Source organism: Nocardia sp. NPDC058518 (genome assembly GCF_042719655.1).
Lineage (GTDB): Bacteria > Actinomycetota > Actinomycetes > Mycobacteriales > Mycobacteriaceae > Nocardia.
In genome coordinates this window covers 202997-228253 of record NZ_JBHXNJ010000002.1, presented here as the reverse complement: position 1 = coordinate 228253, position 25257 = coordinate 202997, and the positions used below count along the sequence as shown (strand labels likewise).

Genomic DNA, 25257 nt, shown 5'->3' with positions numbered 1-25257 from the left:
TCGTCGGGTCTGTCTCTCGTTGTTCGGCTCGCTCGTCATACCGCGTTCGCTCAGATCCCTATAATGTTCTGGAGGTGCGGCCGGGGGCCGCGCCCCCCCCCAATTCCGCGTGCCAGTCACAATTCAGCAAATATTGCGGTTTCATGACAATGAACCCGAATGTGCGACAAGCAATTTCGCGCGCTAACCTTCGTTTCGCTGCTCCGATCAGGACAGCGAAAAAGCGGAGGGATTGAAGAATGAAGTTCGGAAAGATCACTACTGCTGTTTTCATGGCAGTCGCTGCGGTGGGGATTACCGCGGCCACTGCTCACGGTGCGCCCGCGGTGGCCACCGAGCAGCCCGCTGTAGTGGCTTCGGGGGGCGTGACTTCTGGCGTGACGCACGGAATCAACTACCAGACCACGGTGTCCCCGGCTGACAAGACCGTCACCTGGGCAGTCGACAGCGGCAAGTTCGAGGTCGCCGCCGACGGCGCCTCGGTGCTGCTGAAGACCGCCGACGGCGTGACCGTCGACCAGGCGCCGCTGCGCTCCGAGGTCGCAGGCCTGCCGATCGCCGTGAACCAGCAGATCAGCGAGGACGGCCGCACCGTCAAGCTGACCTCCACCATGGCGCCCGAGGATTCCGCGAAGCTGAGCAACGTCGCGGAACTGAAGGACATCAGCTCCTACGACCGGCTCATGGCGCAGGTCAACAAGAACCTGCCCGGCGTCGTCATCGGCGGCATCATCGGCGCGTTCTTCCCGTTCCTGTGGCTGATCACCATTCCGGCCGGAATGGTCATCGGTGGCTACGTGATGGGCGGCCAGGAATTCCTGGACGCCGTGATCGCGTTCGCGACCGGTCAGCCCTGATCTGACATCGCGATAGGGAAAGGCCTCGTACTTCTGCGGAGTACGGGGCCTTTCCGCTGTGATGCAGGTCACCGTCACAAACGGGTGCCGGGCCGCATCCCATGGTCGAACACACAGTTCCCATGGCAGGAGGCACAGATGAACATCGTGGTTATCGGAGCGGGCTACGCCGGGACTGTCGCGGCGAATCGACTGAACAGGAAGGCCCCCGACGCGCGGATCACCGTGGTCAATCCGCGCGGCGACTTCATCGAACGGGTGCGATTGCACGAGCAGATCGCGGGCAGCGGTGCCGCGGCTCGCCCGCTCGCCGAGATGCTCCGCGACGGCATCGCGGTGGAGACCGCGAGTGTGGACAAGATCGGCGACGGTGCCGTCACCCTCGACGACGGCCGGAGCCTGGACTTCGACCATGCGATCCTCGCGGCAGGCAGCATCGCCAACCCGCTGGCGGGCGCGATCCCGGTCGGCACATGGGAAGGTGCCGAACAGGCGCGAATCGTACTAGAGGCGCTGCCCGCCGACGGGATCGTCACGGTGATCGGTGGTGGGCTGACCGGGATCGAGACCACGGCCGAGATCGCCGAAGCCCGTCCCGACCTGCGCGTACGGCTGGTGAGCGATACGGTCGCCGCCGCGCTCTCGGCCGGTGCGCAGCGGCACATCCGCAACACGCTTGCCCGCTTGGATGTGGAGATCGTGGCCGATCAGATCGACGAGATCGACGGAACGACCCTGCGACTGAGCTCGGGCACCGAACTCGATTCCGACCTGACGCTCTGGGCGATCGTCTCCGCGGTCCCCGAACTGGCCGCCCGCAGCGGACTCGCGGTGGACGCCGACGGCCGGGCCCTGGTAGATGCCACCTTGCGCAGCACCACCGATCCGCGGGTCTTCGCCGTCGGCGACTGCGCGGCCGTCCCCGGCATGCGCATGGCGTGCGCCACAGCCGCACCCCAGGGCGCGCACGCGGCCGATACGCTGGCCAGGATGATCAAAGGGCGGGCCCCGCGGCCGTTTTCGATGGGCTACGGCGGGCAGGGAATGAGTTTGGGCAGGCGGGACGGGCTGATACAGGCGACCGACCGTTACGACACCGCCCAGCGGCTGTACCTCGGCGGATCCATCGCGGCGTTCGCGAAGGAACGCGTCAGCCGCTATGCCGCCTACGCCTCCCGCACCGGCAACAGCGTATGGATCAGCGGCCCGAAGCAGTGACCCACGAGGCCACCTTCACCGAGAACCGGCGATTGCTGTTCTCGATCGCCTACGAGATCCTCGGCTCGGTGGTCGACACCGAGGATGTCCTGCACGACAGCTACCTGCGCTGGCGCGATGTCGACCTCACGCTGATCGACAATCCGCGCGCCTACCTCGCGCAGATCGTCACGCGGCAGGCGCTGGGTGTGCTGCGTTCGGCCGCGTGCAGGCGCGAGGAGTACATCGGGCCGTGGCTGCCCGAACCGCTGGCCACCGAGGCGGACGACGGGGTCGAACACGTGCTGACCGGCGAGGCGGTGACCACCGCGATGCTGCTCGTGCTGGAGAAGCTCACGCCGGTGCAGCGCGCGGTGTTCGTGCTGCGCGAGGTGTTCGCGTTCGACTATTCCGAGATCGCGGCCGCGGTGGACAAATCCGAAGCGGCTGTGCGCCAGCTCAATCAACGTGCCCGCGATCGCGTGCACGCGCAGCGACACACCGCGATCGCCACGCCCGCCGAGGCCAGATCGGTGGTCGAGCGGTTCGCGATCGCCGCCGCTACCGGCAATGTGCAAGCACTGATGGACGTGCTCGCCCCCGAAGTGGTGTTCCTCGGCGACGGCGGCGGTGTGGTGAACGCGGTGCGACGGCCGGTGCTCGGCCAGGACAAGGTCGCCCGGCTGGTCATCGGCCTGCTCGCCAAGGGCCAGCGAATGGGCACGATGGGTATGCACTTCGGTGTCTACAACGCGATGCCCTCGATCGTGGCGACCGTCGACGGCATGCTCGATCAGGTGACCTCCATCGAGGTCACCGATGGTGTCGTCACCGCGTTGTACAGCGTGCGCAACCCCGACAAGCTCAGGACTGTGCGAGTTCCGACGTAAACCCTCACCGCGGGCGGCGTGGGCGAGCGCACAGGCGCGAGATGCGAGCCGCCTCTCGACCTCGCGCCGCCCGCGCGCTAGGCTTTCAAGCTATACGGAACCGTATAACTGGAGGTTCGACATGACACTTCCCCCTGGTCAACGCGCCATCGACGGCTTCCCGCGTTTCGGCACACACCTCCATCACCCACCACCGCCGGTGCCGGCGACCCCGGTGATCGAGGTCGGCGGTGCGGTGACGCAACCGTTCACTCTCTCCATGACCGACCTCGCCCAGCTGCCGCGCTCGGAGGTGAAGGCCGACTTCCACTGCGTGGCGGGGTGGTCGGCCACCGACCTGCGATGGGAGGGCATACCGTTCGCCACGCTCTACCGCACGCGCGTCGAACCGCTGCTGGCGCCGGGCACTTCGATCAGCCATGTCGTTTTCGAAGGTCTCGACGGGTATCTGTCGGTCGCGTTGCTCGAGGACGCACTGGCCGATGACGTGCTCATCGCCGACCGGCTCGACGGGCAGCCACTCACCAGCGATCACGGCGCTCCGGTTCGGCTGGTGAGTCCCGGCCAGTACGGGTTCGTCAACACGAAGCACCTGTGCCGCATCGAATTCCACACTTCCGCGCCCGCCGACCCGGACAAGTGGTCACCGCTCGCGGCACACCACCGGGCGCGCGTCTGGCAGGAGGAGCGTCATCGCTACCTGCCGGGACGCGTGGTGCGCCCGATCTACCACGCGTTGATCGGGCCGATCCGCAGGATGAGCGCGCGCGGGAGTACCGAGCGAACTACCTGAAGACCGACCGCACGTCAGCCCAGCAGCTTCTTCTGCACCTTGCCCATCGCGTTACGCGGGAGCGAGTCGACGAAGCGGACCTCGCGCGGGCGCTTGTGGGCCGAAAGCTGTTCGCCCACATAGGCGGTCAGCTCGGCACCGAGCGCATCGGAACTCCCGTCGCGCGCGACGACGAAGGCCACGATCCGCTGACCGAGATCGCCATCGGGCAGCCCGACCACGGCGACCTCGGCGACCGCCGGATGACCGAGCAGCGCGGTCTCGATCTCCCCCGCGCCGATGCGGTAGCCACCGGATTTGATGAGGTCGATCGACTCGCGCCCGACGATCCGATGGAACCCGCCGGCATCGATGACCGCCACGTCACCGGTGCGGAACCACCCGTCCTCGGTCCAGTCCCGCGCGGTGGCCTCGGGCCGATTCCGGTACCCGTCGAACAGCATCGGCCCACGAACCTGCAGGCCGCCGATACTCACACCGTCTTGCGCTACGGGCTCACCGGCTTCATCGCGCAGCCTCGTTTCCACGCCGCGCACCGGTGTGCCGACCCAGCCGGGCCTACGCTCACCGTCGGCCCGGGTGGACAGCGTGATCATGGTTTCGCTCATCCCGTACCGCTCCACCGGTGCTTGCCCGGTGAGTTCGGCCAGCTTCTCGAACACCGGCACCGGCAGCGGCGCACTGCCCGAGACGAGCAGCCGTGCCCTACTCAGTTCCTTTGCCAGTTCGGGCTTCTCGACCACCCGTGACCAGACCGTCGGCACCCCGAAATACAGACTGCCGCCCGCCGCCGCGTACGCCTCGGGTGTCGGCTTGCCGGTGTGGATCACCGGACTACCGACCCGCAACGGCCCGAGCAGCCCGAGGATCAGCCCGTGCACGTGGAACAGCGGGAGCCCGTGCACCAGCGTGTCCTTCCACGTCCACGCCCATGCCTCGGCCAGCGCGTCGAGCCCGGCCGCGATCGCGCCGCGGCTGAGCATCACGCCCTTGGGCGCCCCGGTGGTTCCCGAGGTGTAGAGGATGAAGGCGATCGCCGCCGGATCGGGCTCGGGATAGGTATGCCACGACCGGGCGTGCAATCGCACCGGCACCACCGGCAGATCCGTGTCGTCCGGTGCCGCGCCCAGCCAGGCCTGCGCACCCGAATCGCGCAGAATGTGCTCGCGTTCGGCGGTTCCGGAGTCCGGCGGCACCGGAACGACGGTCACGCCCGCGATCAGGCAACCGACCACGGCGATCACGGTGCGCAGGGTCGGTTCGGCCAGTACCGCGACGCGGTCGGCACGGGCGATTCGTTCCGCCACTGATGTTGCCGAACCCAGCAGATCGCTACGCGAGACGGTGGCATCATCGATGGTGACGGCGTCGGGAATGTCATCCCCGGCGGCGACGGCGGCCGGATTCAGCGAAGCGAGCAGCAGCGGCGGACCATAGGGCATCCGTCAACGCTAACGCGAAGCGGTTCGTGGCTTGCCGCCGCCGCTGTCGTTGACACCCCGGCGACATAATGAGACATTCAACGTATAACTCTCTCACGCTCTCTTCGACGAAAACGGGGTCAACGATGACCATCCTGTCGCGCTCGCGTTCGCAGCGGTCCGAACCGGCACAATTCGACATCCGCGACTACGTCGACGGCTCCGCCGCCTTCTACGGCGCGACCGCCAACGTGATCATGCAGCTCAGCCTGGCCCCCGTCGGCTACGGCGTCGCGGAATCGCGAGTGCACAGCGGCAGCATCATGTTGCACCCGGTGAAGCGCACCCGGACCACATTCACGTACCTGGCCGTGGCGCTGATGGGCACCGACGCCGACCGCGCGGCCTACCGTACCGCCGTCAACGGCGCGCACCGTCAGGTCCACTCCACCGCCGACAGCCCGGTGAAGTACAACGCCTTCGACAAGAACCTGCAGCTGTGGGTGGCCGCGTGCCTGTACGCGGGCGCGGTCGACGTGATGGATCGCCTCCACGGACCCGCAGACGACACCGCCGCCGACACCTTCTACGACTACGCCCACTACCTCGGCACCACCCTCCAGGTGCCTCGCGAAATGTGGCCCGCCGACCGCGCCGCGTTCGATGCCTACTGGTCCGAACATTTGCAGCGCACCAGCGTCGACGCCACGATCAAGGCCTACTTCGACGACCTACTCGACCTGAAGATGATCAACCCACTGCTGCGCCTGCCCTTCGCCCGCTTCCACCGCTGGTTCACCACGGGCCTACTCCCCCAACACCTCCGAGACGAACTCGACCTTTCCTGGACCGCCGCCGACGAGCGCAAACTCAACCGCCTGCTGCGCACCACCGGCAAGGTAACGGGCCGCATGCCCCGCTTCGTCCGAGCCTTCCCCTTCAACGTCACACTCGCCGATATGCGCCGCCGCAACCGACGGGGCAAGCCGCTGATCTGACCCACCACGCCGCTCCGACCGCCGGCCGATCCGGCAGTCGGAGCGCGCGGTCAGCGCAGATCGTCGGCGATGATCCGCTCGATATTGCGCTCGGCCAGCGCGGTGATCGTGACGAACGGGTTGACGCTGGTATTGCCGGGAACGAGCGCGCCGTCGATCACGTAGAGCCCGGGATATCCGTGCAAGCGGCCGTAGTTGTCGGTGGCCTCGTTCAGCACACAGCCGCCGAGCGGGTGATAGGTGAAGTCGTCACCCCAGGTCTTGTAGACGCCGAACAGATCGGTCCGATAGATCGTCCCCTCCTTGCTGTTGATCTTGTCGAACACCCGTTTCGCCGCATCGATCGAGGACTGGTTCCAGGCCTTCTGCCAGTTCAAACCGACTGTGCCACTACCGGAATCGAAGGTGAACCGCCCACGGTTCGGGTTCTTCGTGATTGCCAGATACAGGCTCACGTAGGTTTCCAGCCCGGACGGGAACGGCGCGACCTCGGCGAACGACGGGCCGCCCGCGTCGGCCCAGTTGTCGATGCCCAGGCACGGCATCGCCGATTGCAGGCTGCCGGTGCCGTCCCACATGTGATTGGCCCGCCCGACCATCACATTGCCGTTGTTGCCCCACTTCTGCCCGACGGCGTCGGACAGGTCGGTGAGCTTGCCCTTGGCCTTCATAGCCACCAGCAGCTTGCTCGTGCCGATACTGCCCGCCGCGAAGAAGACCCGTTGCGCGATCACCGATTTCGTGGCGACGGTGTTGCCCGAGGTGTCGATCTGGGCCATCTCCACGCGGTAACCACCCTCGGCGGGCGTCACCGTGGTGACCTTGTGCAGCGGGGTGATCCGCACCTTGCCGGTCGCGGTGGCCGCGGCGAGATAGGTCTTGTCCAGCGAACGCTTGCCGTTGTTGTTGCCGTAGATGACCTCGCCCGCGAGCGCGGACCGGGTGACCGTGTTCGCCTGCTCCTTCTTCATGTACTCGAAGTCGTAGACATTGGGCACGAAAGTCCAGCCGAAGCCGGATCTTTCGGCGTGCTTGCGGCCCACGCGGGCGAACTGATAGCACTCGGCCGACTCGAACCAGCCCTTGTCGAGGTGATTGACCCCGAGCCCGGTGTTCGCTCGCGGGTAGTAGGTGCTGTACATCTCGTCGGCGTTCACCGAGGGCAGGATCGCCCCGAAGTTCTCCCGTTTCGGCGTCACGGCCATGCCACCGTTCACCAGCGAACCGCCACCGACACCGCGCCCCTGATAGACGCGGATGCCACCGAAGTCCTCGGAATCCAGTACGCCCGTGTACTTGTCGATGTCCTTGTTGTAGGAGCTGCCCGCGAAGTAGCCGACCGGCTGATCGGTACGCCCGCGCAGCCAGTAGGACCGTCCGTCCGGCTTCAGGACCGGACAGAAGATCTTGCCGTCGGCACCCGGGGTGGTCCAGGACATGCCCATCTCGACGACGGTCACGTCGACACCGGCCTGCGCCAAGCGCAACGCGGCGACCGAACCGCCGTACCCACTGCCGATGACCAGGGCGGGAACCTTGTCGCCGTCGGCCAGCGGAGCCGCGGCGGCCACGGCCCGCCCGGCCAGCGCCACGGCACCCAGGGTGACACCTGTTGCAGCTAGAAATCGGCGGCGGGACAGACCGCCGGAATACTGACTCCTACCGGGCTTTTCATACAAGAATTCACGCACCGTGCAGCTCCTCATCGAGACGGCAATGAGAACCTGTTATACCGAGGAATTCAGTGAAACGAACATGTTTCGGACAAACGAGATCGCGGGCGTGAACCGGCCTTACCGCGCGCCTCACCCGCCGACCTGCGGCATTCGGGTTTCATTCCCACGACCGCAACGCCGTCGTACGAATCGGAGGACGCTCGTGAGCATTCGAACAGTGACCTGGTGTGTGGCGGCGGCCGCCGTCGGCCTCATGGCGGCCGCGCCCGCCGCCAACGCCGACGAGGACCCCACGACGGTGCCGCCACGAACCGCCATCTCGCTGCGGATGCCGGGCGGATTCGCCTGGGGCACAGCCAATGAGCACGAATCGCGGTCGGCGCTGTCGATGTCCAAGCTCTACATCGTCGACTACGCGCTGCGCCACGGCGACGGCTCGCCGGAGGACCGCGCACTGTCGGAACGGATGATCCGCGACTCCGACGACGGCGCCGCCACCCAGCTGGCCGGCAAATACCCACAAGCGATCGAAGCGACCGCGAGCGAGTACGGACTGCGCGAGACCCACGGCACCGCCGACTGGGGCCGGTCGAGCACCAGCACCGCCGATATCACCGACTTCCTGGCCGCCAAGCAGCGCACCGATGCCGGTTCGCCGATCTTCGAGTGGATGGCGGGTGCGAGCAATACCGCCGCCGACGGCACTCCCCAGAACTGGGGCACCGCCCAGCTTCCCGGCGTGCAGGGCAGCAAGTGGGGGTGGTCCGATCTGGGTGCCCCCGAGGTGGCTTCCGCGTCCTTCGGACCCAGCTTCTCGGTCGCCGCGCACACCTACGGCACCCCGGCGGACCAGTCCGCGGACGTGCTCGACGCCCTGCCCGCACTGATCCTGCGCCTGGCCGGAGCGTACTGATCCAGGCCGGCACCGGACCCGCGTCAGAAGGGAGCTTGCTGCCACCAGTTGTCGCGGGTCTCCTCGAAGGAATGACCCGGCCACGACACCTCGACCACCGAGTTCGCGCTGAACACATTGCCGCGCTCCCTGGCCGCGAGTGTGAACGGTGCGGCGGGGTCGCGGGGGCGGTAGGCGGCGAGGCTGGTGTGGTGTAGCTCCCGTGTGACGTCCTCGGTGGTGTGCCGCAGGAGATAGGCATCGGCATCGGCGGCGTTCGGGTACTCGGTGTACCAGGCGACGAGCCCGTCGATGTCGGTGCAGGTGATCTGCCGCACCGGTGCCGGATCGCCCGGCAGCACGACCAGCGACGGGGTCGCCGAACAATTCGCCTCGCGCCAGCCGCGCCCGGTCGGCCCCGACGGGATCAAGTCGGTGAACCCCGAGGCAACCGGCGCGTGCGCACCCCAGGTGGGCGGTGGCGGAACTCGGTTCGGGCGCACGAACTTCCAGTAGATCGCACCGACTCCGATAGCGCCGACCCCGGCGACCATCGCCAGCACGAGCAGGCTCACCGCGAGTACCCGCCACCGCGACGACACCGCCCGCTGAGGTTGTCGCGCGGCGGGACGCGCAGCGGAGTGCGACGGCGAACTCACGAGGGTCGGGCTCAGCGAACTCTCGTCGGCATTCGGCGGCCGGTATTCACGACCGAAAGGCGCTCCAGGCGAAACGCTCGCCGCACGGGGGCCTTCTCCGGCACGGGGCTGCGGTGCGGGGCCCGCGACGGCCAATGCCGCTGTCGCCGCACGCGCGAATTCCTCGCAGCTGTCGAATCTTTCGGAAGGTTCCTTCGCCATCGCCCTGGCGATGACGGCGTCGATTCCGGGCGGCAGGCCGCCGACCACCGTGGACGCGCGAGGCACCGGCTTGGTCAGGTGGGCGGCGACCACCGCGCCGGGATTGTCAGCGGGAAAGGGACTTTCGCCGGTGAGCAGGGTGAACAGGGTGCAGCCGAGCGAGTACTGGTCGGAGCGGTGGTCGACCGGGGCACCCGAGAGTTGTTCGGGGGACGCGTAGGCCAGGGTCGCGAGGAATGCTCCGGTGCGGGTGAGCTGGCGGGCGTCGCCGCGCAGTCGCGCGATGCCGAAGTCGGTGAGCAGGACGCGGTCGCCGGAGCGGGTGGGGGCCAGCAAGATGTTGGCGGGCTTCACATCTCGGTGCAGTACGCCGCGATCATGGGCGTAGTCCAGCGCTTCGGCGGTTTGTGTGATGATGCCGATCGCCCGAACCGGATCCAGTGGCTCACCGCGGAACACCGAGGCATCGCGACCGTCGACGTACTGCATGGAAATCCACATCAGCCCGTCTTCGACCCCACGATCGAGCACCGACACGATGCCGGGGTGGTCGAGATGCGCGGAGACATCGGCCTCGCGCTCGAACCGGCCGCGAACCTCGTGGTCGGAATACAGTTCGCGATTCAGCAGTTTCAGCGCGACCCGCCGGGGCAGCCGAGGGTGCGCCGCCAGATACACGGTGCCCATTCCACCCCGGCCGAGCAACCGATCGATGCGATACTCCGCGAACACCGTGCCCGCCTCGAACTCCACCCCGTGCATTCGTTGCGAGCCTTTCGATCCGGTACCGCGCCGATCGCCGGACCGTTCCCGGCACCGGCGCGCGGCGTTCGTCAGTCTATTCGCGCCCGGCCGGAGCGCACCCCCGGCCCGGGGGTGCGTAGTGCTCAGGACAGGCGTTCGGCGGCGGCGGCGATGCGCTCGTCGGTGGCGGTCAGCGCGATGCGCACATGTTCGGGCGAACGTGGGCCGTAGAAATCGCCTGGGGCGGCGAGGATTCCGCGTTCGGCGAGCCAGTCGAGGGTGATGCGGCACGGTTCGCCGCGGGTGGCCCACAGGTACAGACCAGCTTCGGAGAAATCGATGCGGAAACCTGCCTGCCGCAAGGCGTTTCGCAGGATCTCACGGCGGGCGCGGTAACGCTCGCGCTGCTCGGCCTCGTGCACGTCGTCGCTGAGCGCGGCGGTCATCGCGGCCTGGATCGGGAACGGCATGATCATGCCGGAGTGCTTGCGCACCTCGAGCAGTTCGGCCACCAGTTCCGGGTCACCGGCGATGAAACCGGCGCGGTAGCTGGCCAGGTTCGAGGTCTTCGACAGGGAGTGGATGGCCAGCAGGCCGGCGTGGTCACCGTCGCAGACCCGCGGGTCGAGGATCGAGACGGCCTCGCCCTCCCAGGTCAGGCCCAGGTAGCACTCGTCGGAGGCGACGACCGCGCCGCGCTCGCGAGCGAACGCGACCACCTTGCGCAGGTGCTCGACGGGCAGCACCTTGCCGGTGGGGTTCGAGGGCGAGTTCACGAAGATCAGCGCCGGATTCTGCGGGCCGATCTGGGTGAGACCGTCTGCGCGCCAGGGCTTCGCGCCCGCCAGCAACGCGCCGACCTCGTAGGTCGGGTAGGCGATCTCGGGGATCACCACCAGATCGTCGGAGCCGATACCGAGCAGCCGCGGCAGCCCGGCGATCAGCTCTTTCGTGCCGAGCACCGGCAGCACCGCCGCCGGATCGACACCGGTGACGCCGAACCTGCGCGCCAACGCCGCGACGACGGCGGAGCGCAGCTCAGGGGTGCCGTGCGTGGTCGGGTATCCGGGAACAGCCGCCACCGAACCCAAGGCCGCCTGGATCAGCGGATCGACCGGGTCCACCGGCGTGCCGACGGAAAGGTCGACGAGCCCACCCGGATGGGTGGCCGCCTTCTGTTTGACCGCGGCGATGGTGTCCCAGGGGAAATCAGGCAGCAGGCTGCTCACACGCCCCCGGGTTGGCACCCCTGCGCTCACTCTTCGGCCATCGGGGGCAGCGCCTTGATGAAGGCGGGGTCGAAGTCGACCACACCGACCTTGGTCGCGCCACCAGGGGATCCCAGTTCGTTGAAGAAGTCGACGTTGGCGTTGATGTAACCGCTCCACTGATCCGGAGTGTCGTCCTCGTAGAAGATCGCCTCCACGGGGCAGACCGGCTCACACGCACCACAGTCCACGCACTCGTCGGGTTGGATGTAGAGCATGCGACCGCCCTCGTAGATGCAATCCACGGGGCATTCCTCGATGCACGCCTTGTCCTTCACGTCAACGCACGGTTCAGCGATGATGTACGGCACTGCCGTTCTCCTAGTCTGTCCTCACCTGCGGTGGTACTCCGCCCACGCAACCCTAGCGTGATCCTGGGCCCAGGCCCAGGTCAGCCTGCCCTAACTACCGCCGGTCATGACGTTGCCGCCGTTGCCGACCCTGCCGGGTCGCCCGCTCAACCGACCATCGGCGGCGGGGACCGCGTTGCGCCCTTTACCTGCGCAACATCGAGGCTTAGATTTGTTCTCGGAAATCGTTGCACACAGCGGATCCCCTCGCGTCACGGAGACCGCGCGACGAAGGGAACCGTTATGAGTACGGCGCAAGAGCGTGCGGCCGCGCTGGACCTGGTAGCCCGGCTGAAGTCGTCCTATCCCGAGCTTCCGAACGCCCCGACCCCGGATCTGCTCGATCACGACCGCCTATGGGCGTATTTGAAAACCGATCACGATGTGGGCGGTGAGCCCGACGCCCCGATCGCCTACGAGAACAAGCAGTACGAGCTGTGGGAGCACAACACCTATGTGATCTGCGAGGTGCTCGCCTGGCGTGGGATCTGGCTGTCCGAGGAACGGCGCCGGATCGGCAATGTCGATCTCGGGCGCGCGATGTACCTGGGACTTCCGTACTACGGCAGATGGCTGCTCGCCGTCGCGCGTGTCCTGGCCGAGAAGCACCACATCGGCCTGACCGAACTGAGCGAACGAATGGTCGAGGTCGAGGCGCGCTACGAGGGCGGTCTGGCCGGCAAGACCCTGGCCGCCGAGCCGAAGTTCGAAGGCGACGGCTCTCGGGTCGCGCGCAATCGTCACCACCTCGAAGCGGTCGGCAAGGGCGATCCGCAGGTGTTCGCCGGTAAGGCAGGCGAGGCGCGGTTCGAGGTCGGCGATCCCGTGCGGGTCAGGGAACTGCCCGCGCTGTTCTACACCCGCACCCCGGAGTACGTGCGCGGCGCGGTCGGGCGGATCGCGGCGCTCGCCTACGAGAGCCCGGCACCGGAGGACGAGACGTGGGACCGGCCGGGCGCGTTGCCCGAGTGGTTCTACGTCGTCGAGTTCGACCTCGCGACGCTGTGGCACGGCTACACCGGCACCAGCACCGACCTCTTGCGCACGGAGATCCCCGAACGCTGGCTCGAGCCCATCACCTAGACCGATCATCCTGCCCAGAAAGGGATTCCATGACCGGGCACGACCACGATCACGACCACGAACGCACGGTGGCCCCGATGGTCGACGAGATCACCGATTTCGAAGTGCTGGAGATCGCGTTGCGCGAGCTGTGTATCGAGAAGGGCATCTTCACCGCCGCCGAACACCGGCGGTTCACCGAATTCGCCGAACAGATCGGCCCGACGCCCGCTGTCCACCTCGTGGCACGAGCCTGGCTCGATCCCGACTTCAAGGCACTCGCGCTCGCCGAACCGATGACCGCGAGCAAAGAGGTCGGGGTGGATTGGCTGGAGCCCACCGGTTTCGGCACACCGAGCGACTTCACCGCCTTCTCCATCCTCGAAGACACCCCGACGCTGCACAACGTGATCGTGTGCGCGTTGTGTTCGTGCTATCCGCGACCGATTCTCGGCAACTCCCCCGAGTGGTACCGCACACCGAATTACCGGCGGCGGATGGTGCGCTGGCCACGCCAGGTGCTCTCCGAGTTCGGGCTCGACCTGCCCGCGAATGTGGCTGTGCGCGTGCAGGACTCGAACCAGAAGCACCGATTCATGGTGATGCCGCTGCGTCCGGCGGGCACCGACGGCTGGAACGAGGATCAGCTCGCGGAGATCATCACCCGCGACTGTTTGATCGGCGTCGCGCTGCCCACACCGGGCGTGACCACGAATGTGGTCACCCACACCCGGCCTGCCATCCACCCGGCTACCTAGGAGCGCTGTGGGCACCACCGAGATCGCCGCGCTGCGGGCCATCGTCGACCGCGACCAGGTGTGGCCGAGGATGGCCGCCGCGTACGGCGTGAGCAATCCCGTGCCACCGTGGAAGACCAGCCTGGACGGCCTCTGCGACGCGCTCGATCACGCGCGCTGCGCGGCGCCGATCCCGGATTTCCAGAACCGGCGCGACGACGAGGATGCGCTGTCGGCGACCGTCTACGCCGACCTGCCCTACCCCGAGAACCAGCTCGTCGCCCTGGCGCATTCCCTCGTGACGCGCGGCGTCATCGACGAGAGAGAACTCCAGGAGCGGCTCACCAGCGTTCGGGCCCGGCTGGAATCCTGAGCTCAGCCGATCGAGAGCGGCAGCGGCGCCGGTTTGGATTCCACCCGACCGTAGATCGTGGTGCGTTCACGCACCGGGCGAGCGATGCCCGCCGCGATCTCGGTGAGCTCGGCGACGGTCTTCGCTGAACCGTGCTGGGAGCCCGCCATCCGGGAGATGGTCTCCTCCATCAGCGTGCCGCCGAGGTCGTTGGCGCCGCCGGTGAGCATGGCCTGGGTGCCGAGGGTGCCCAGTTTCACCCAGCTGGTCTGGATGTTGTGGATTCGCCCGTGCAGCATGATGCGGGCCAGGGCGTGGACCGCGCGATTGTCGCGGTTGGTCGGTCCGGGTCGAGCCGCGCCCGCGAGGTACAGCGGCGCGCTCTGGTGGACGAACGGCAGCGGAACGAACTCGGTGAAGCCGCCCGTCTCGTCCTGGATGCCGCGCAGCACACGCAGGTGACCCACCCAGTGCTTCGGGTTGTCCACATGGCCGTACATCATCGTCGAGCTCGACGGGATGCCCAGCTTGTGGGCGGTGGTAATGACCTCGATCCAGGCGGAAGTGGGGAGTTTGCCCTTGGTGAGGACCCAGCGGACCTCGTCGTCGAGGATTTCGGCGGCCGTTCCGGGGATCGAGCCCAATCCGGCCTCCTTCAGCGCCGAAAGCCAGTCGTGGATGCTCTGGCCGCCGCGTGACGCACCGTTGACGATCTCCATCGGGCTGAACGCGTGGACGTGCATCGACGGGACGCGGGCCTTGATGGCGCGGACCAGATCGGCGTAGCCGGTGACGGGGAGTTCGGGGTCGATGCCGCCCTGCATGCAGATCTCGGTGGCACCGTCGACGTGGGCTTCCCACGCGCGATCGGCGACCTCGTCGGTGCTGAGGGTGAAGGCGTCGGCGTCGCCCTTGCGCTGGGCGAAGGCGCAGAACCGGCAGCCGGTGTAGCAGATATTGGTGAAGTTGATATTGCGGTTCACCACGTAGGTGACCTCGTCACCGGAAACCTCGCGCCGCAGCGAATCAGCCAGTGCGGCAACGGCTTCCATATTGGCGCCGTCGGCGGTGGCCAGGGCCAGGTACTGGTCGTCGGTGAGTCCCGCCGGGTCCTTCTCGGCGGCGCGCAGGGCGTCGAGTACCTCGGAATCGAGGCGCTCGGGTGCGACGACAGCCAGGTCGCGGGCGTGTTCGCGGATCGTCTCCCAGTCACCGAACGCGCCGACGACCTCCTGACCGAGCCCGGAATCGCTGCGGCTGTCGGTGTTTCGGCCCTCGGTGTCGATGGCGGTGTTCAGGTCGACGCGGCCGACCGAATCCCACGACTCGTCCGGCTCCTGCCATGGCAGGCCGACCGGCATGGCATCGGGCCTGGCCAGCCCGGTCGCGGGATCGGTGAGCGCGTCGACGTGCGCGCCGATGCGCGGATCGATCCAAGGGTGTCCCGCGCGAACGTATTTCGGGTGCGCGGAGGTGCGTTCGACAAGGGTGAACCCGGCCGCCTCGGTGATCTCGCGCAGGGTGTCCAGGTTCGGCCACGGCCGTTCGGGGTTCACGTGGTCGACCGTCACCGGCGACACCCCGCCCCAGTCGTCGATACCCGCGTCGATCAGCGCCCGGCAATCACTGTGCGACACCAGGTTCGGGGGTGCCTGCACCGGAACATCGGGTCCGAGCAGCAATCTCGTCACCGCGACGGTCGCCAGGAACTCCGCTACGCCCGCGTCGGGAACATCGCGCATGGCGGTGTCGTCCTTGGCCCGGAAGTTCTGCACGATCACTTCCTGGATGTGCCCGAATTCCCTGTGCTGCTTGCGAATCGCCATGATCGACTCGGCGCGTTCGGTGAGATTCTCGCCGATGCCGACCAGGATGCCGGTGGTGTAGGGCACCGAGAGCCTGCCCGCGTCGGTGATCGAACGCAGCCGGACCGCGGGATCCTTGTCGGGGCTGCCGTAATGGCACTCGCCCTTGTCGGTGAACAGCCTGGTGGCCGTGGTTTCGAGCATCATGCCCATGGACTGGGCGACGGGCTTGAGGCGGGAGATCTCGTTCCAGCTCATCACGCCGGGGTTCAGGTGCGGCAGCAGGCCGGTCTCCTCGAGTACGAGGATGGAGACGGCGCGCAGATAGTCGAGGGTGGAGTCGTAGCCGCGTTCGTCGAGCCACTGCGCGGCCTCTGGCCAGCGGTCCTCCGGCCGGTCTCCCAGGGTGAACAGCGCTTCCTTGCACCCCAGCGCGGCACCCTGGCGGGCGATTTCCAGCACCTCGTCGGGTTCGAGGAACATACCCTTGCCTTCGGCGCGCAGCTTGCCCGGCACGGTGACGAACGTGCAGTAGTGACACTTGTCCCGGCACAGTTTGGTGAGCGGGATGAACACATTGCGCGAGTAGCTGATCGTGCGTGGGCGCCCCGCCGATTCCAGGCCCGCATCGCGGACTCTGGCGGCGCTGGCACACAGATCGATGAGGTCGTCGCCGGTGGCGTGCAGCAGGACGGTGGCCTCGTCGACGTTCAACGTGACGCCGTCGCGGGCTCGGCGCAGGGCCCGGCGCATCGCGGCGGGACTCGGCGGCGGCATCGGAACGCTCGGCTTCGGAAGGTCGGTCACCCCGTCGATCATGCGCTACTTCTTCCCCGGACGTGTGGTCGGCTGGTCACGGGCCCTCGGCGGGCGCGGTGCGGTCGTCCTTGTCGACGACAACCTCCCCCCCGACCGCGCATATTCCCGACGGGGTGAACTCGTCGCACGCACATGGAACCATGGGCAGCATGTCGTTGCCACGCTCTACCATCCTGGCCGAACCGGCCTGGCGTCCGAGTTCCAAGGCCAAGCTGCTGTGGGCGTTGGAGAACGCGATCGGGGTGGTCGTGTTGTTCGTGGCGCTCGCGGTGTGGGCGGTGCTCGATGAGGACCGTCGTGGGTGGCAGGTGCTCACCGGGCTGGTGCTCGTGGCGCTCGCGGTGCTCGCTGTCGTGGTGATCCCGGTGTGGCGGTACGCGGTGCATCGGTGGGAGGTCACCGATGATGCCGTGTACACGCGGGTGGGGTGGCTGGACCAGGAGTCGCGGGTCGCGCCGATTTCGCGGGTGCAGACCGTGGACACCGAGCGTGGGCCGCTGGAACGGATCCTGGGACTGGCGACGGTCACCGTCACCACCGCGTCGTCGGCGGGGGCGGTGAAGATCAGTGCGCTCGACCTGCCGATCGCCGAGGAGGCAGTGCTGCGGTTGACCGCCGTCGCCGCCCAGCACCGCGGAGACGCGACGTGACCGCGCCCGCGCGCACCGAGACCGACTGGCAGCGTCTGGATCCTCGCATGCTGCTGGTGTACCCGGTCAACGAGATCATGAAATACATTCCGGTGCTGCTCGGTTCGATCATCGTCGGCACGACCAGTGGCAATCCGCTGTGGAGCTTGATTCCGGTGACGCTCGTCGCGGCGTTCGGCGTCGCGCGGTGGTTCACCACCTCGTATCGGATCGATGCCGATCACGTGCAGTTACGCAGCGGGATCGTGCAGCGCCGGACGTTATCGGTGCCTCGCCCACGGATTCGATCGGTGGATGTGGAAGCCGATCTGCTGCACCGGATGCTCGGCTTGGCGGTGCTGGCCATCGGCACCGGGAAGCAGACCGACAAGGGTGAGGAATTCAAGCTCGACGCGCTCGACACGAGCCAGATCCCGGCATTGCGTGCCGAATTGCTCGCGCACACCGGTCACCACGCACCCGCGCACCTCGACAACGCGGGGGTGCCCCATGTTTCGCAACCCGATGCCCACGCGGATTCCGGGGTGGAGATCGGGCACTGGCGGGCGGCGTGGGTGCGGTACGCGCCGTTGTCGCTGACCGGGCTGGCCGTCGTCGCGCCGATCGCGGGGCTCGGCGCGCAGTACGGGCTCATCGACGTGCTGTCGAGAAGTGCCCTCGTGCAACATCTCGACGACGACACCGCGATGATCGTCGTCATCGTCATCACCGGTTTGACCGTGTTGTCGCTGGTGCTGGTGAGTCTGGCCGCGTGCGCCCAGTACCTCGCCACCTGGTTCGGCCTGCGTGTGCTCGACAACGGCGCCACCCTGCACCTGCGCCACGGCCTGTTCACCACCCGTCAGATCACCCTGGACCTGGCGCGGTTCCGCGGCGCCACCCTCAACGAACCACTCCTGCTGCGCGCCGCCAAAGCCGCCCAGCTCGAAATGATCATGACCGGCGAGAACCCACGCCAGAAGATCCTCCCCCAGGCGCCACGAACCGCCGTCGAACGCACCCTCGACGAACTCCTCCGCACCCGCCGACGCCCGCACGCCGACGCATCGACCGCCCCCGTCCCTGACTCGACCTGGGCCCGGCACGACGAATCGACCGTCCCCGTACCGGACTCAGCCTGGGCCCGGCGCGACGAATCGAGCTCGGCGTCCGCCTTCACCGAAACCGGCGACACCGAGCGCCCGCTCGCGACCTCCCTCACCAAAGGCGAGTCGACCGCGGTGCTCGCGGATCCGATTGCGCCGCAACCGATCACCGGTTCCGCACTCGGCACCGTCGACCTGTACAGACACGGACCCGCCGCACGCCGTCGCCGCTACACCCGGGCCGCGTGGCCCGTCGGTGGCGTTGTCGTCGCGATGCTCGCCATCGTGCTCACGGGCGGTCACCTACCGCCGTGGACCTGGGCGCTCCCGGTGGCCCTCGCCCTCGTGATGGCCGTTCTCGCCGAAGACCGCTACCGGGGCCTGGGCCACCGCGTACTCCCCGGCACCACCGGCCCGACGTGGCTGATCACCCGCCGCGGCAGCCTCGACCGCAATCGCGACTGTCTCGAAGCACCGGGCATCATCGGATGGACTGTGCGACAGACCTTCTGGCAGCGCCGAGCCGGACTCGCCACCGTCGTCGCGGCCACCGCGGCAGGCAAGAAGGCCTACCTGGTTGTCGACATCCCGATCGATCAGGCCGCCGCCCTGATCGAAGCAGTGACCCCGGGTCGGCTCGGCGAACGCTGAAATGGCCGGGAGCCCTTGGACTCCCGGCCATTCCGCGTCGTCAGCTTAGGCGTTTACGGGCTCCTTCGCCAGATCAACTTCGCCCACAACGGTTTTCGCGTCACGCATCAGCACCACCGCCAACACCGCGGCGGCCAGCGCGCACAGCGCACCCACCCCGAACGTCACCTGCATTCCGGTGCAGAACGCGTCCCGCGCCAGCCCGATGACCGTCGCATCGCCGGTGCCGAGCGCCCCCGTGATGGACTCCCGCGCCGCCGACGGCGCCGAATCCGGCATCGCCCCCGCGAAGGTGCCCGCCAGGATCGCGCCGAGAACAGCGACGCCAAGTGCCGCGCCCGCCTGCTGAATGGTGTCGTTGAGCGCGGAGCCGACGCCCGCGTGCTCGCCGGGAACAGCACTCATCAGCGCACCGATCGCGGCGGGCATCGCCAGACCGGCACCGGCCCCGAGCAGCGCCATCGCGACGGCGGGCAGGGTGAACCCGGCGCCCGCGTCGAGGGTGGCCAGTACCGCGAAGCCGGCGGCGATCACGATCAGACCCGCGATGGTGACGATGCGGGGCCCGAGTTTGCCGACGAGCACCGCGCCGATGCCATTGGCGATCAGCAGCGTGACGGCCATCGGGGTGAAGGCCAGCGCGGTGCGGATCGGCGAGTATTCGAGGACGAACTGCAGATACTGGGTGAGCACGAGGACCAGACCACCGTTGGCGAAGGTGACCAGGACCAGGGAGAAGCTGGAGCCGGTGAAGGTGCGGTTGCGGAACAACTGCAGCGGCACCATCGGCGAGTCGGTGCGCAGTTCACGAATCACGAAGGCGGACAACGCGATCGCCGTCACGGCGAAACCACCCAGCACACTGGCGTCGGTCCAGCCCGCGTGTGGGACCGAGATGATGGTCCACACCAGCGCGGTCATACCGATGATCGAGGTGAGCATGCCGGGGAAGTCGGGCTTGCGCCACGGGCCCTTGGATTCGGGCATCAGCACCAGCGCCGCCACGATGGCGACCGCCGCGATCGGCACATTCATCACGAACACCGCGCCCCACCAGAAGTGGTCGAGCAGTACGCCACCGACCACCGGGCCGCCGACCATGCCGACGGTCGCCACCGCGCTCCACGCGCCGATCGCCTTGGGCCGTTCGTCGTCGTCGAAGACGGTGATCAGGATCGACAGGGTGCTCGGCATGATCAGCACCCCACCGATGCCCATCAGCACGCGCCCGGCGATGAGCATTTCCGCGCTGCCCGCGTAGGCGGCGAGCAGCGACGCGGCGCCGAAGACGACCAGGCCGATCACCATCACCAGCCTGCGGCCGAACCGGTCCGACAGGCTGCCCGAGGTGAGCAGCAGGCCGGCGAAGACCAGCAGGTAGGCGTCGATGATCCATTGGATGTCCTGCGCGCCCGCACCCAGATCGGTGGCGATCTGCGGGATGGCCACGGTGAGGACCATGTTGTCCACCACCAGCACCAGCGAACTCAGGCACAGCACGATCAGAATCAGCCACCGGCGTGGGTTGCGGACCGTCTGATCCGCCGGAGTCGTTGCGAGCATCCTGCTCCCCTTTCGAGCGCTCTCCGCACGTCGTGCGGTTATGTCGAACACTGTACGGTCACCGCACACTGTTCGCAATAGTTTCGACGTTCGTCCTCCGCACAGTGTTCGCCCGGAGCTATGCTGTGCTGGTCGGCGAAGTCGTAGAACACGAGGAGGCAGCGGGATGGCGAGCACCGGCTCGACGGAGATCACCTCGGTGTGGACCAAGCCCGCGCGCGAACGGCGCGACCAGCCCACACTGAGCCGCGACCAGATCGTCACCGAGGCCATCGCCCTGCTCGACGACGAAGGCTTCGACGCGTTGAGCATGCGCAAGCTCGGCGCACGCCTCGGCGCGGGCGCGACCTCGCTGTACACCCACGTGGCGAACAAAGACGAGCTGCTCGAACTCGTCGTCGACCAGGTAATCGGCGAGACGCCGACGCCTGCGCCCGATCCCGCACGCTGGCGCGCGGTGATGCACGAACAGGCCGATGGGCTGCGCGCGACGATCCTGGCGCATCCGTGGATCACGGTGGTGCTGAGCAGCGCGGCACTGACCTACCTCGGGCCCAACATGATGCGGCTGACCGACTCGATGGTCGCCATCGTGGAAGCCGGGGGCTTCGATGACGAGGTGGTCGATATCGCGACGAACGCGGTGTTCCAGTTCGTGGTCGGCTCGTGCGGCAACGAGGCCGCGATGATGATGACGATCGCGCGCAGCGGCCTGTCGACGCAGCAATGGGTGGACAGAGTGATGGTGGCGAGCGAGGCCGCGTCGCAGCAGTATCCGCGCCTGCACCGGCGCTATGTCGCGCAGCGCCCGCAGGTCGTCGAGGAGGCCGCCAACGGGGTGCTCAGCCGATTCACCCAGGCCATCGACCTGATCCTGGACGGCGCGGAAACCCGCCACGCCCGATAGCACCGCAGGTGGCGCCGACGCGGCGTAGCGTTCGATTCGATCGCCGTGCCGCTGACGCTAGGGGTGATTCGTGTGCAGTTCACCGAAGTTGTCGAGACCGCAGGCCAGGGGCTGGACGCGGCGGGTGTCGCGGCCATTGTCATCGGCGGGTCGGTCGGCACGATCCGGTTCCTGCGGCAGTTGTCCCGGCATCAGGAGTTCGACCTCGCCTATCGCGCCTACCGGCGCGGGCTCGGCCGGGCGATCCTGCTCGGACTGGAATTCCTGGTCGCGGCCGACATCATCCGCACGGTCGCGATCTCACCGACTTTCACCAGCGTCGGCGTGCTCGCGCTGATCGTGCTGGTACGGACGTTCCTCAGCTACTCGCTCGAACTCGAATTGACCGGGCAGTGGCCGTGGCAGCGGACGAAATCTACCGACTGACGTTCGAGCGGTAGTACATGTACCCCGCGGGCGCGAGCACACCGCACGCGAACAGCAACAGGGTGCGGCCGTCGCTGCCGAGCATGATGTCACCGCCGGGCCCGCGTGAGGCGCACACCAGGAATCCGAAGACCCACACCACGATCGGGGCGAAGGTGAAGCCGATCCGGTCGGTCACCGATTCCATGCCGTAGACCAGGGCGATATTGATCGGTGCGGCCAGCAGCGCCACCACCGGAAAGGCCAGTGAGCCGATATACAAGGGCAGGAACAGCACTTCCATGGCCAGGGTGATCAGCGCGTCGGCCAACAGCAGCACGACGATGAGTCCCGAGATCAGCGGATCCGGCAGGCCGGGAAGTCGCGAGGAACGAAGTACGGCGGTGGGCTGATCGTGATCGGTCACCATGGGCGTGAGTCTATTCGGCCGAGCCCGGCAACCAGTCAATCGAGACCGGCGAACAGGTCGTGCTCGAACCCGTCGGCACCCACCTGGCCACGCGTGCCGCGCACCAGCGTGAAGTGTTCCTCCGGCAGCACCGGCAACGCGATGTTGTTCGACAGCGCGAATTCCCGGCCACTCGGCGCGACGGTGACCTGGGTGGCGTGCGCGCGCATGGCGGCGCGCTTGGCCGAGACCACATCGGAGACATCGACCACGGTGGTCACCCCGCTCGTGGACATGGCGGCCAGTTCGGCCTCGATCGGCAACCGCCAGCCCGCAGGCAGCGCGCCAGGCAGTTCGTCGACGGTGCGGCGAGCCAGCGCGGCGGTGTGCTGGCGCAGCAGGTCGCCGTCGGTGACGGTCCAGTAGAACTTCGGCACATCCCAGCCCTGCTCCGCGGCTGCCGCGACGGCCGCGGTGGTGATCTCGTGCGCGCGAATGTGATCGGGATGGCCGTAGCCGCCGCGCGGGTCGTAGGTGACGACCACCCGGGGGCGCAGTTCGAGGATCACCGCGACGAGCTCGTCCACGGCCGCGTCACCGGAATTCACGAAGGCTCGTTGGTTCGCCGCCGACGGCGTGCCCGCCATGCCGGAATCGCGCCACCGACCTGGGCCACCGAGGAACCACGGCGCTGCCACGCCGAGTGCCGACAGCGCGGCGGTGAGCTCGCCGATGCGGTAACCGCCGAGCTGGTCGGCCTCGGCGGCGATCAGGCGCGACCACCGTTCGCCGATGACCTCACCCTCCTCGCCGAGCGTGCAGGTCACCACGGTCACCGGGACACCACGTCGGCGATAGTGCGCGATCGTGCCACCCGTAGTGAGGGTTTCGTCATCGGGATGCGCGTGGACGAGCAGCAGGCCGCCGGTCTCGGTCACGGGATCCTCCGCCACTGCGCCGTATCGCCGAAGATGCCGACCTGGATGGCACCCGAGAGCGACACACCATCGACGCGCGGACCGGCCGCCGCGACAACGTTGTCCTGCACGATCGGCAACACGGTCGACAGCTCCCACAGCCGCGGCTCCACCTCGGCAAGGATCCGCGGCACCTCGAACCCACGCAGCGCTTCATCGATCGACGGCTGGATGGTCGGGTCGCACACTCCGCCGATGTTGCTCGGCGCCTGGCGATAAGCCTCGGCCGCGGCCAGTGCGGGACCTTCGGCACCGGCCGGTTCGACCGGCGGGCAGCCGTAGCGCGAGGCCAGCGCGGTGGCCGGGTCGCCGCCTGCCAGCTCCCAGCCGACGATGGCGTCGATCGAGGATTCGATGAGGTCCTTGCCGTACAGCTCGTCGGCGGGCAGGCCGCGAACAGTGGCATCGATTCCGGCACTGCGCAATTGGTCGGCGGCCGTATTGGCGACGGCCAGCGACGACGCGTCCTCGGTGACGGCGCCGATCCGCACCGACAGCCCCTTACCGTTACGCGCCACCGAGCGCGGACGCGGCGCGGGCGAGGTGGGCGAACCGGTCTGCGGCGTCTCCGGCGCGCGGCCGTAACCGGCCTCGGCCAGCAGCGCGAACGCCTCGTCGGCCGCCATCCGCGGCGGCGCGGTGGGCACGTAATTGGGGCTCGATGGCGAAAGCACTTGTGCGCGTGCGGGTTCCACCCAGCCGCCGGTCTGCGCGCCGACAGTCGCCAACAGGGCGGGGTCGAGGAGCGCGAGCACCGCCTTGCGGACCCGGACATCGGCGAGGTCGCCGGAGCGGCCGTTGAGCGCGAGTTGCAGTTCCCGGGCCTGCGGCATGATCGTGGTCCGCACCGACGGGATCGCGGCAAGTTGCGCCTGGGTCGCCACACCGCCGTGCACCAGCGCCATCTGCGCGTCGCCGGTGCGCAGCGATTCGGCCAGCTGCGAGGGCGTACCGCCACGACGGAACTGGATCTGATCCGGCGAGGCGGGGGTGCCCCAGAAGCGGTCGTTGCGTTCGAGCAGGATCTCGTCGCGTCCGCGATCGACCGATTTGATGGTGAAACTGCCGCCCGAGACCGGGATCTTGTCGACCAGGCCACTGGTGAACCCACCCGGGGAGTCCTTCACCAGATGCGAGGGCAGCAGGTTCGAGAACAGTTCACGCCAGGCGGGGTAGGGCTGGGTCATGGTGACCGTGACCGTTTTCCCGCCACCCGAGGACGCCACGTCCGAGATGAGCCGGTAGCCGGCCGGATCGACCACACCGGGCTGGCTGATCATCTGCTGCCAGAGGAACCGGAAGTCCTCGGCCGCGATCGGGGCGCCGTCGGACCAGTTGGCCTGATTGCGCAGGGCGTAGGTGATGGTGAAGGGCTCCTGCGCCGTCACATCGGCCGACACGATCAGCGAGGAATCGGGCACCCAGTCGACCAGACCGGGATGCACGGGACTCGGCGCGGCACGGAACGGGCTCGGCAGCACCATCGAACTCACCGCGCTGGTCACCGGCGACTGATCCGAGCGCAGATGCGGATTGAATCCGATCCCGATGTCGTCGATCGCGACGACCACGGTGTTCTTGCCCGGCTTGGCCTGGGTGGTCTTCGGCGAGTCGGACGACTCGATCGGTGGTGGCGGATTCGCCGTGCAACCGGCCACGACCGCCGTCGAGGCAATCATCGCCAGCACCATCGCGCGCCACCCTGCGCGCCGCCCCGAACTCACCTTGCGCACTCTACCCAACCCCTCGATCGACTGCCGGTCGGCCGTAACCGGCCAACAAAAAGGCGGGGGGGGGCGGGCGGGGGGGGGGGCGCCCCCCCCCCCCCCCCGGGCCCGCGCGACACAGGGGTCGCCGCCGCGGGGGCGCCGCGCGAGCCGCGCCCCGGC

General features: G+C 67.9%; 23 protein-coding genes. 13 read left to right on the top strand and 10 right to left on the bottom strand.

All coding sequences use genetic code 11. The annotated features are described in order from the left end of the window. Positions 1-239 precede the first annotated feature (239 nt). From ACFWPX_RS05810 to ACFWPX_RS05795, 4 genes are all read left to right on the top strand, one after another. A complete protein-coding gene (locus tag ACFWPX_RS05810) occupies positions 240-857 on the top strand; it encodes a hypothetical protein (protein ID WP_378915437.1) in 618 nt (205 codons plus the stop codon). A gap of 138 nt (positions 858-995) precedes the next feature. Then, complete coding sequence (locus tag ACFWPX_RS05805; protein WP_378926391.1) at positions 996-2075, top strand: NAD(P)/FAD-dependent oxidoreductase; 1080 nt, start codon at positions 996-998, stop codon at positions 2073-2075. Next, positions 2051-2944, top strand: a complete 894-nt coding sequence (locus ACFWPX_RS05800) for an RNA polymerase sigma-70 factor (protein ID WP_378926390.1) — start codon at positions 2051-2053, stop codon at positions 2942-2944. Before ACFWPX_RS05805 ends, ACFWPX_RS05800 begins: the two co-directional genes overlap by 25 nt. Before the next feature lie 121 nt (positions 2945-3065). After that, positions 3066-3737 carry a molybdopterin-dependent oxidoreductase gene (locus tag ACFWPX_RS05795; RefSeq protein WP_378915432.1) on the top strand — a complete coding sequence of 224 codons (672 nt, stop codon included), beginning with the start codon at positions 3066-3068 and terminating at the stop codon, positions 3735-3737. Between the two features lie 14 nt (positions 3738-3751). Here ACFWPX_RS05795 and ACFWPX_RS05790 read toward each other — a convergent pair whose 3' ends face one another. Next, positions 3752-5179 carry an acyl-CoA synthetase gene (locus ACFWPX_RS05790; protein WP_378926389.1) on the bottom strand — a complete coding sequence of 476 codons (1428 nt, stop codon included), beginning with the start codon at positions 5177-5179 and terminating at the stop codon, positions 3752-3754. A gap of 125 nt (positions 5180-5304) precedes the next feature. Here ACFWPX_RS05790 and ACFWPX_RS05785 point away from each other — a divergent pair, with 125 nt between their 5' ends. Further along, the gene (locus tag ACFWPX_RS05785; protein ID WP_378926388.1) at positions 5305-6156 is read left to right on the top strand and encodes an oxygenase MpaB family protein; all 852 of its coding nucleotides are present in this window, start codon (positions 5305-5307) and stop codon (positions 6154-6156) included. 50 nt (positions 6157-6206) lie between these two features. Here the strand turns inward: ACFWPX_RS05785 and ACFWPX_RS05780 are convergent, their stop codons facing one another. Then, positions 6207-7847 carry a GMC oxidoreductase gene (locus tag ACFWPX_RS05780; RefSeq protein WP_378926387.1) on the bottom strand — a complete coding sequence of 547 codons (1641 nt, stop codon included), beginning with the start codon at positions 7845-7847 and terminating at the stop codon, positions 6207-6209. Positions 7848-8034: 187 nt separating this feature from the next. Between ACFWPX_RS05780 and ACFWPX_RS05775 the strand changes: the two genes are divergently transcribed. Continuing rightward, the gene (locus ACFWPX_RS05775) at positions 8035-8745 is read left to right on the top strand and encodes a hypothetical protein (RefSeq protein WP_378926386.1); all 711 of its coding nucleotides are present in this window, start codon (positions 8035-8037) and stop codon (positions 8743-8745) included. Positions 8746-8768: 23 nt separating this feature from the next. On the opposite strand, the gene ACFWPX_RS05770 is transcribed toward ACFWPX_RS05775, so the two are convergent. From ACFWPX_RS05770 to fdxA, 3 genes are all read right to left on the bottom strand, one after another. Continuing rightward, positions 8769-10346: a serine/threonine-protein kinase gene (locus tag ACFWPX_RS05770; protein ID WP_378926385.1), complete on the bottom strand. Its 1578-nt coding sequence runs from the start codon at positions 10344-10346 to the stop codon at positions 8769-8771. Positions 10347-10471: 125 nt separating this feature from the next. Further along, on the bottom strand, positions 10472-11557 hold the full coding sequence (gene dapC / locus ACFWPX_RS05765) for a succinyldiaminopimelate transaminase (RefSeq protein WP_378926384.1): 1086 nt from the start codon (positions 11555-11557) through the stop codon (positions 10472-10474). Between the two features lie 26 nt (positions 11558-11583). Further along, entirely contained in the window at positions 11584-11907 is a 324-nt protein-coding gene (gene fdxA / locus ACFWPX_RS05760; RefSeq protein ID WP_056813450.1) for a ferredoxin, read from the bottom strand. 282 nt (positions 11908-12189) lie between these two features. Between fdxA and ACFWPX_RS05755 the strand changes: the two genes are divergently transcribed. From ACFWPX_RS05755 to ACFWPX_RS05745, 3 genes are all read left to right on the top strand, one after another. Next, positions 12190-13029: an SH3-like domain-containing protein gene (locus ACFWPX_RS05755; protein WP_378915419.1), complete on the top strand. Its 840-nt coding sequence runs from the start codon at positions 12190-12192 to the stop codon at positions 13027-13029. A 29-nt stretch (positions 13030-13058) separates the two neighbouring features. Next, positions 13059-13766, top strand: coding sequence for a thiocyanate hydrolase subunit gamma (gene scnC, locus ACFWPX_RS05750; protein WP_378926383.1), 708 nt, complete (start codon positions 13059-13061; stop codon positions 13764-13766). A gap of 70 nt (positions 13767-13836) precedes the next feature. Then, entirely contained in the window at positions 13837-14118 is a 282-nt protein-coding gene (locus ACFWPX_RS05745) for a thiocyanate hydrolase (RefSeq protein WP_378926563.1), read from the top strand. A 2-nt stretch (positions 14119-14120) separates the two neighbouring features. On the opposite strand, the gene ACFWPX_RS05740 is transcribed toward ACFWPX_RS05745, so the two are convergent. After that, positions 14121-16721 (bottom strand): bifunctional FO biosynthesis protein CofGH, encoded by a 2601-nt coding sequence (locus ACFWPX_RS05740; RefSeq protein WP_378915413.1) that lies wholly within the window; start codon positions 16719-16721, stop codon positions 14121-14123. A 149-nt stretch (positions 16722-16870) separates the two neighbouring features. On the opposite strand from ACFWPX_RS05740, the gene ACFWPX_RS05735 reads away from it, so the two are divergent. Both ACFWPX_RS05735 and ACFWPX_RS05730 read left to right on the top strand, forming a co-directional pair. After that, positions 16871-17371, top strand: coding sequence for a PH domain-containing protein (locus ACFWPX_RS05735; protein ID WP_378915411.1), 501 nt, complete (start codon positions 16871-16873; stop codon positions 17369-17371). Between the two features lie 47 nt (positions 17372-17418). Continuing rightward, positions 17419-19107 carry a PH domain-containing protein gene (locus ACFWPX_RS05730; RefSeq protein WP_378926562.1) on the top strand — a complete coding sequence of 563 codons (1689 nt, stop codon included), beginning with the start codon at positions 17419-17421 and terminating at the stop codon, positions 19105-19107. 45 nt (positions 19108-19152) lie between these two features. Here ACFWPX_RS05730 and ACFWPX_RS05725 read toward each other — a convergent pair whose 3' ends face one another. Beyond that, positions 19153-20670 (bottom strand): MFS transporter, encoded by a 1518-nt coding sequence (locus ACFWPX_RS05725; protein WP_378926381.1) that lies wholly within the window; start codon positions 20668-20670, stop codon positions 19153-19155. 166 nt (positions 20671-20836) lie between these two features. Between ACFWPX_RS05725 and ACFWPX_RS05720 the strand changes: the two genes are divergently transcribed. Continuing rightward, positions 20837-21577, top strand: coding sequence for a TetR/AcrR family transcriptional regulator (locus tag ACFWPX_RS05720; protein WP_378926380.1), 741 nt, complete (start codon positions 20837-20839; stop codon positions 21575-21577). A 72-nt stretch (positions 21578-21649) separates the two neighbouring features. Further along, a complete protein-coding gene (locus tag ACFWPX_RS05715; protein ID WP_378926379.1) occupies positions 21650-22003 on the top strand; it encodes a DUF1622 domain-containing protein in 354 nt (117 codons plus the stop codon). Here the strand turns inward: ACFWPX_RS05715 and ACFWPX_RS05710 are convergent. Genes ACFWPX_RS05710 through ACFWPX_RS05700 form a run of 3 tightly spaced genes read right to left on the bottom strand, consistent with a single transcriptional unit; the run spans position 21993 to position 25059 of the window. Beyond that, positions 21993-22412 (bottom strand): hypothetical protein, encoded by a 420-nt coding sequence (locus ACFWPX_RS05710; protein ID WP_378926378.1) that lies wholly within the window; start codon positions 22410-22412, stop codon positions 21993-21995. The genes ACFWPX_RS05715 and ACFWPX_RS05710 overlap by 11 nt on opposite strands. 35 nt (positions 22413-22447) lie before the next feature. Next, the gene (gene mshB, locus ACFWPX_RS05705; protein ID WP_378926377.1) at positions 22448-23329 is read right to left on the bottom strand and encodes an N-acetyl-1-D-myo-inositol-2-amino-2-deoxy-alpha-D-glucopyranoside deacetylase; all 882 of its coding nucleotides are present in this window, start codon (positions 23327-23329) and stop codon (positions 22448-22450) included. Further along, the gene (locus tag ACFWPX_RS05700; protein ID WP_378926560.1) at positions 23326-25059 is read right to left on the bottom strand and encodes an ABC transporter family substrate-binding protein; all 1734 of its coding nucleotides are present in this window, start codon (positions 25057-25059) and stop codon (positions 23326-23328) included. The genes mshB and ACFWPX_RS05700 overlap by 4 nt, the downstream gene beginning before the upstream one ends. Positions 25060-25257: the final 198 nt, after the last annotated feature.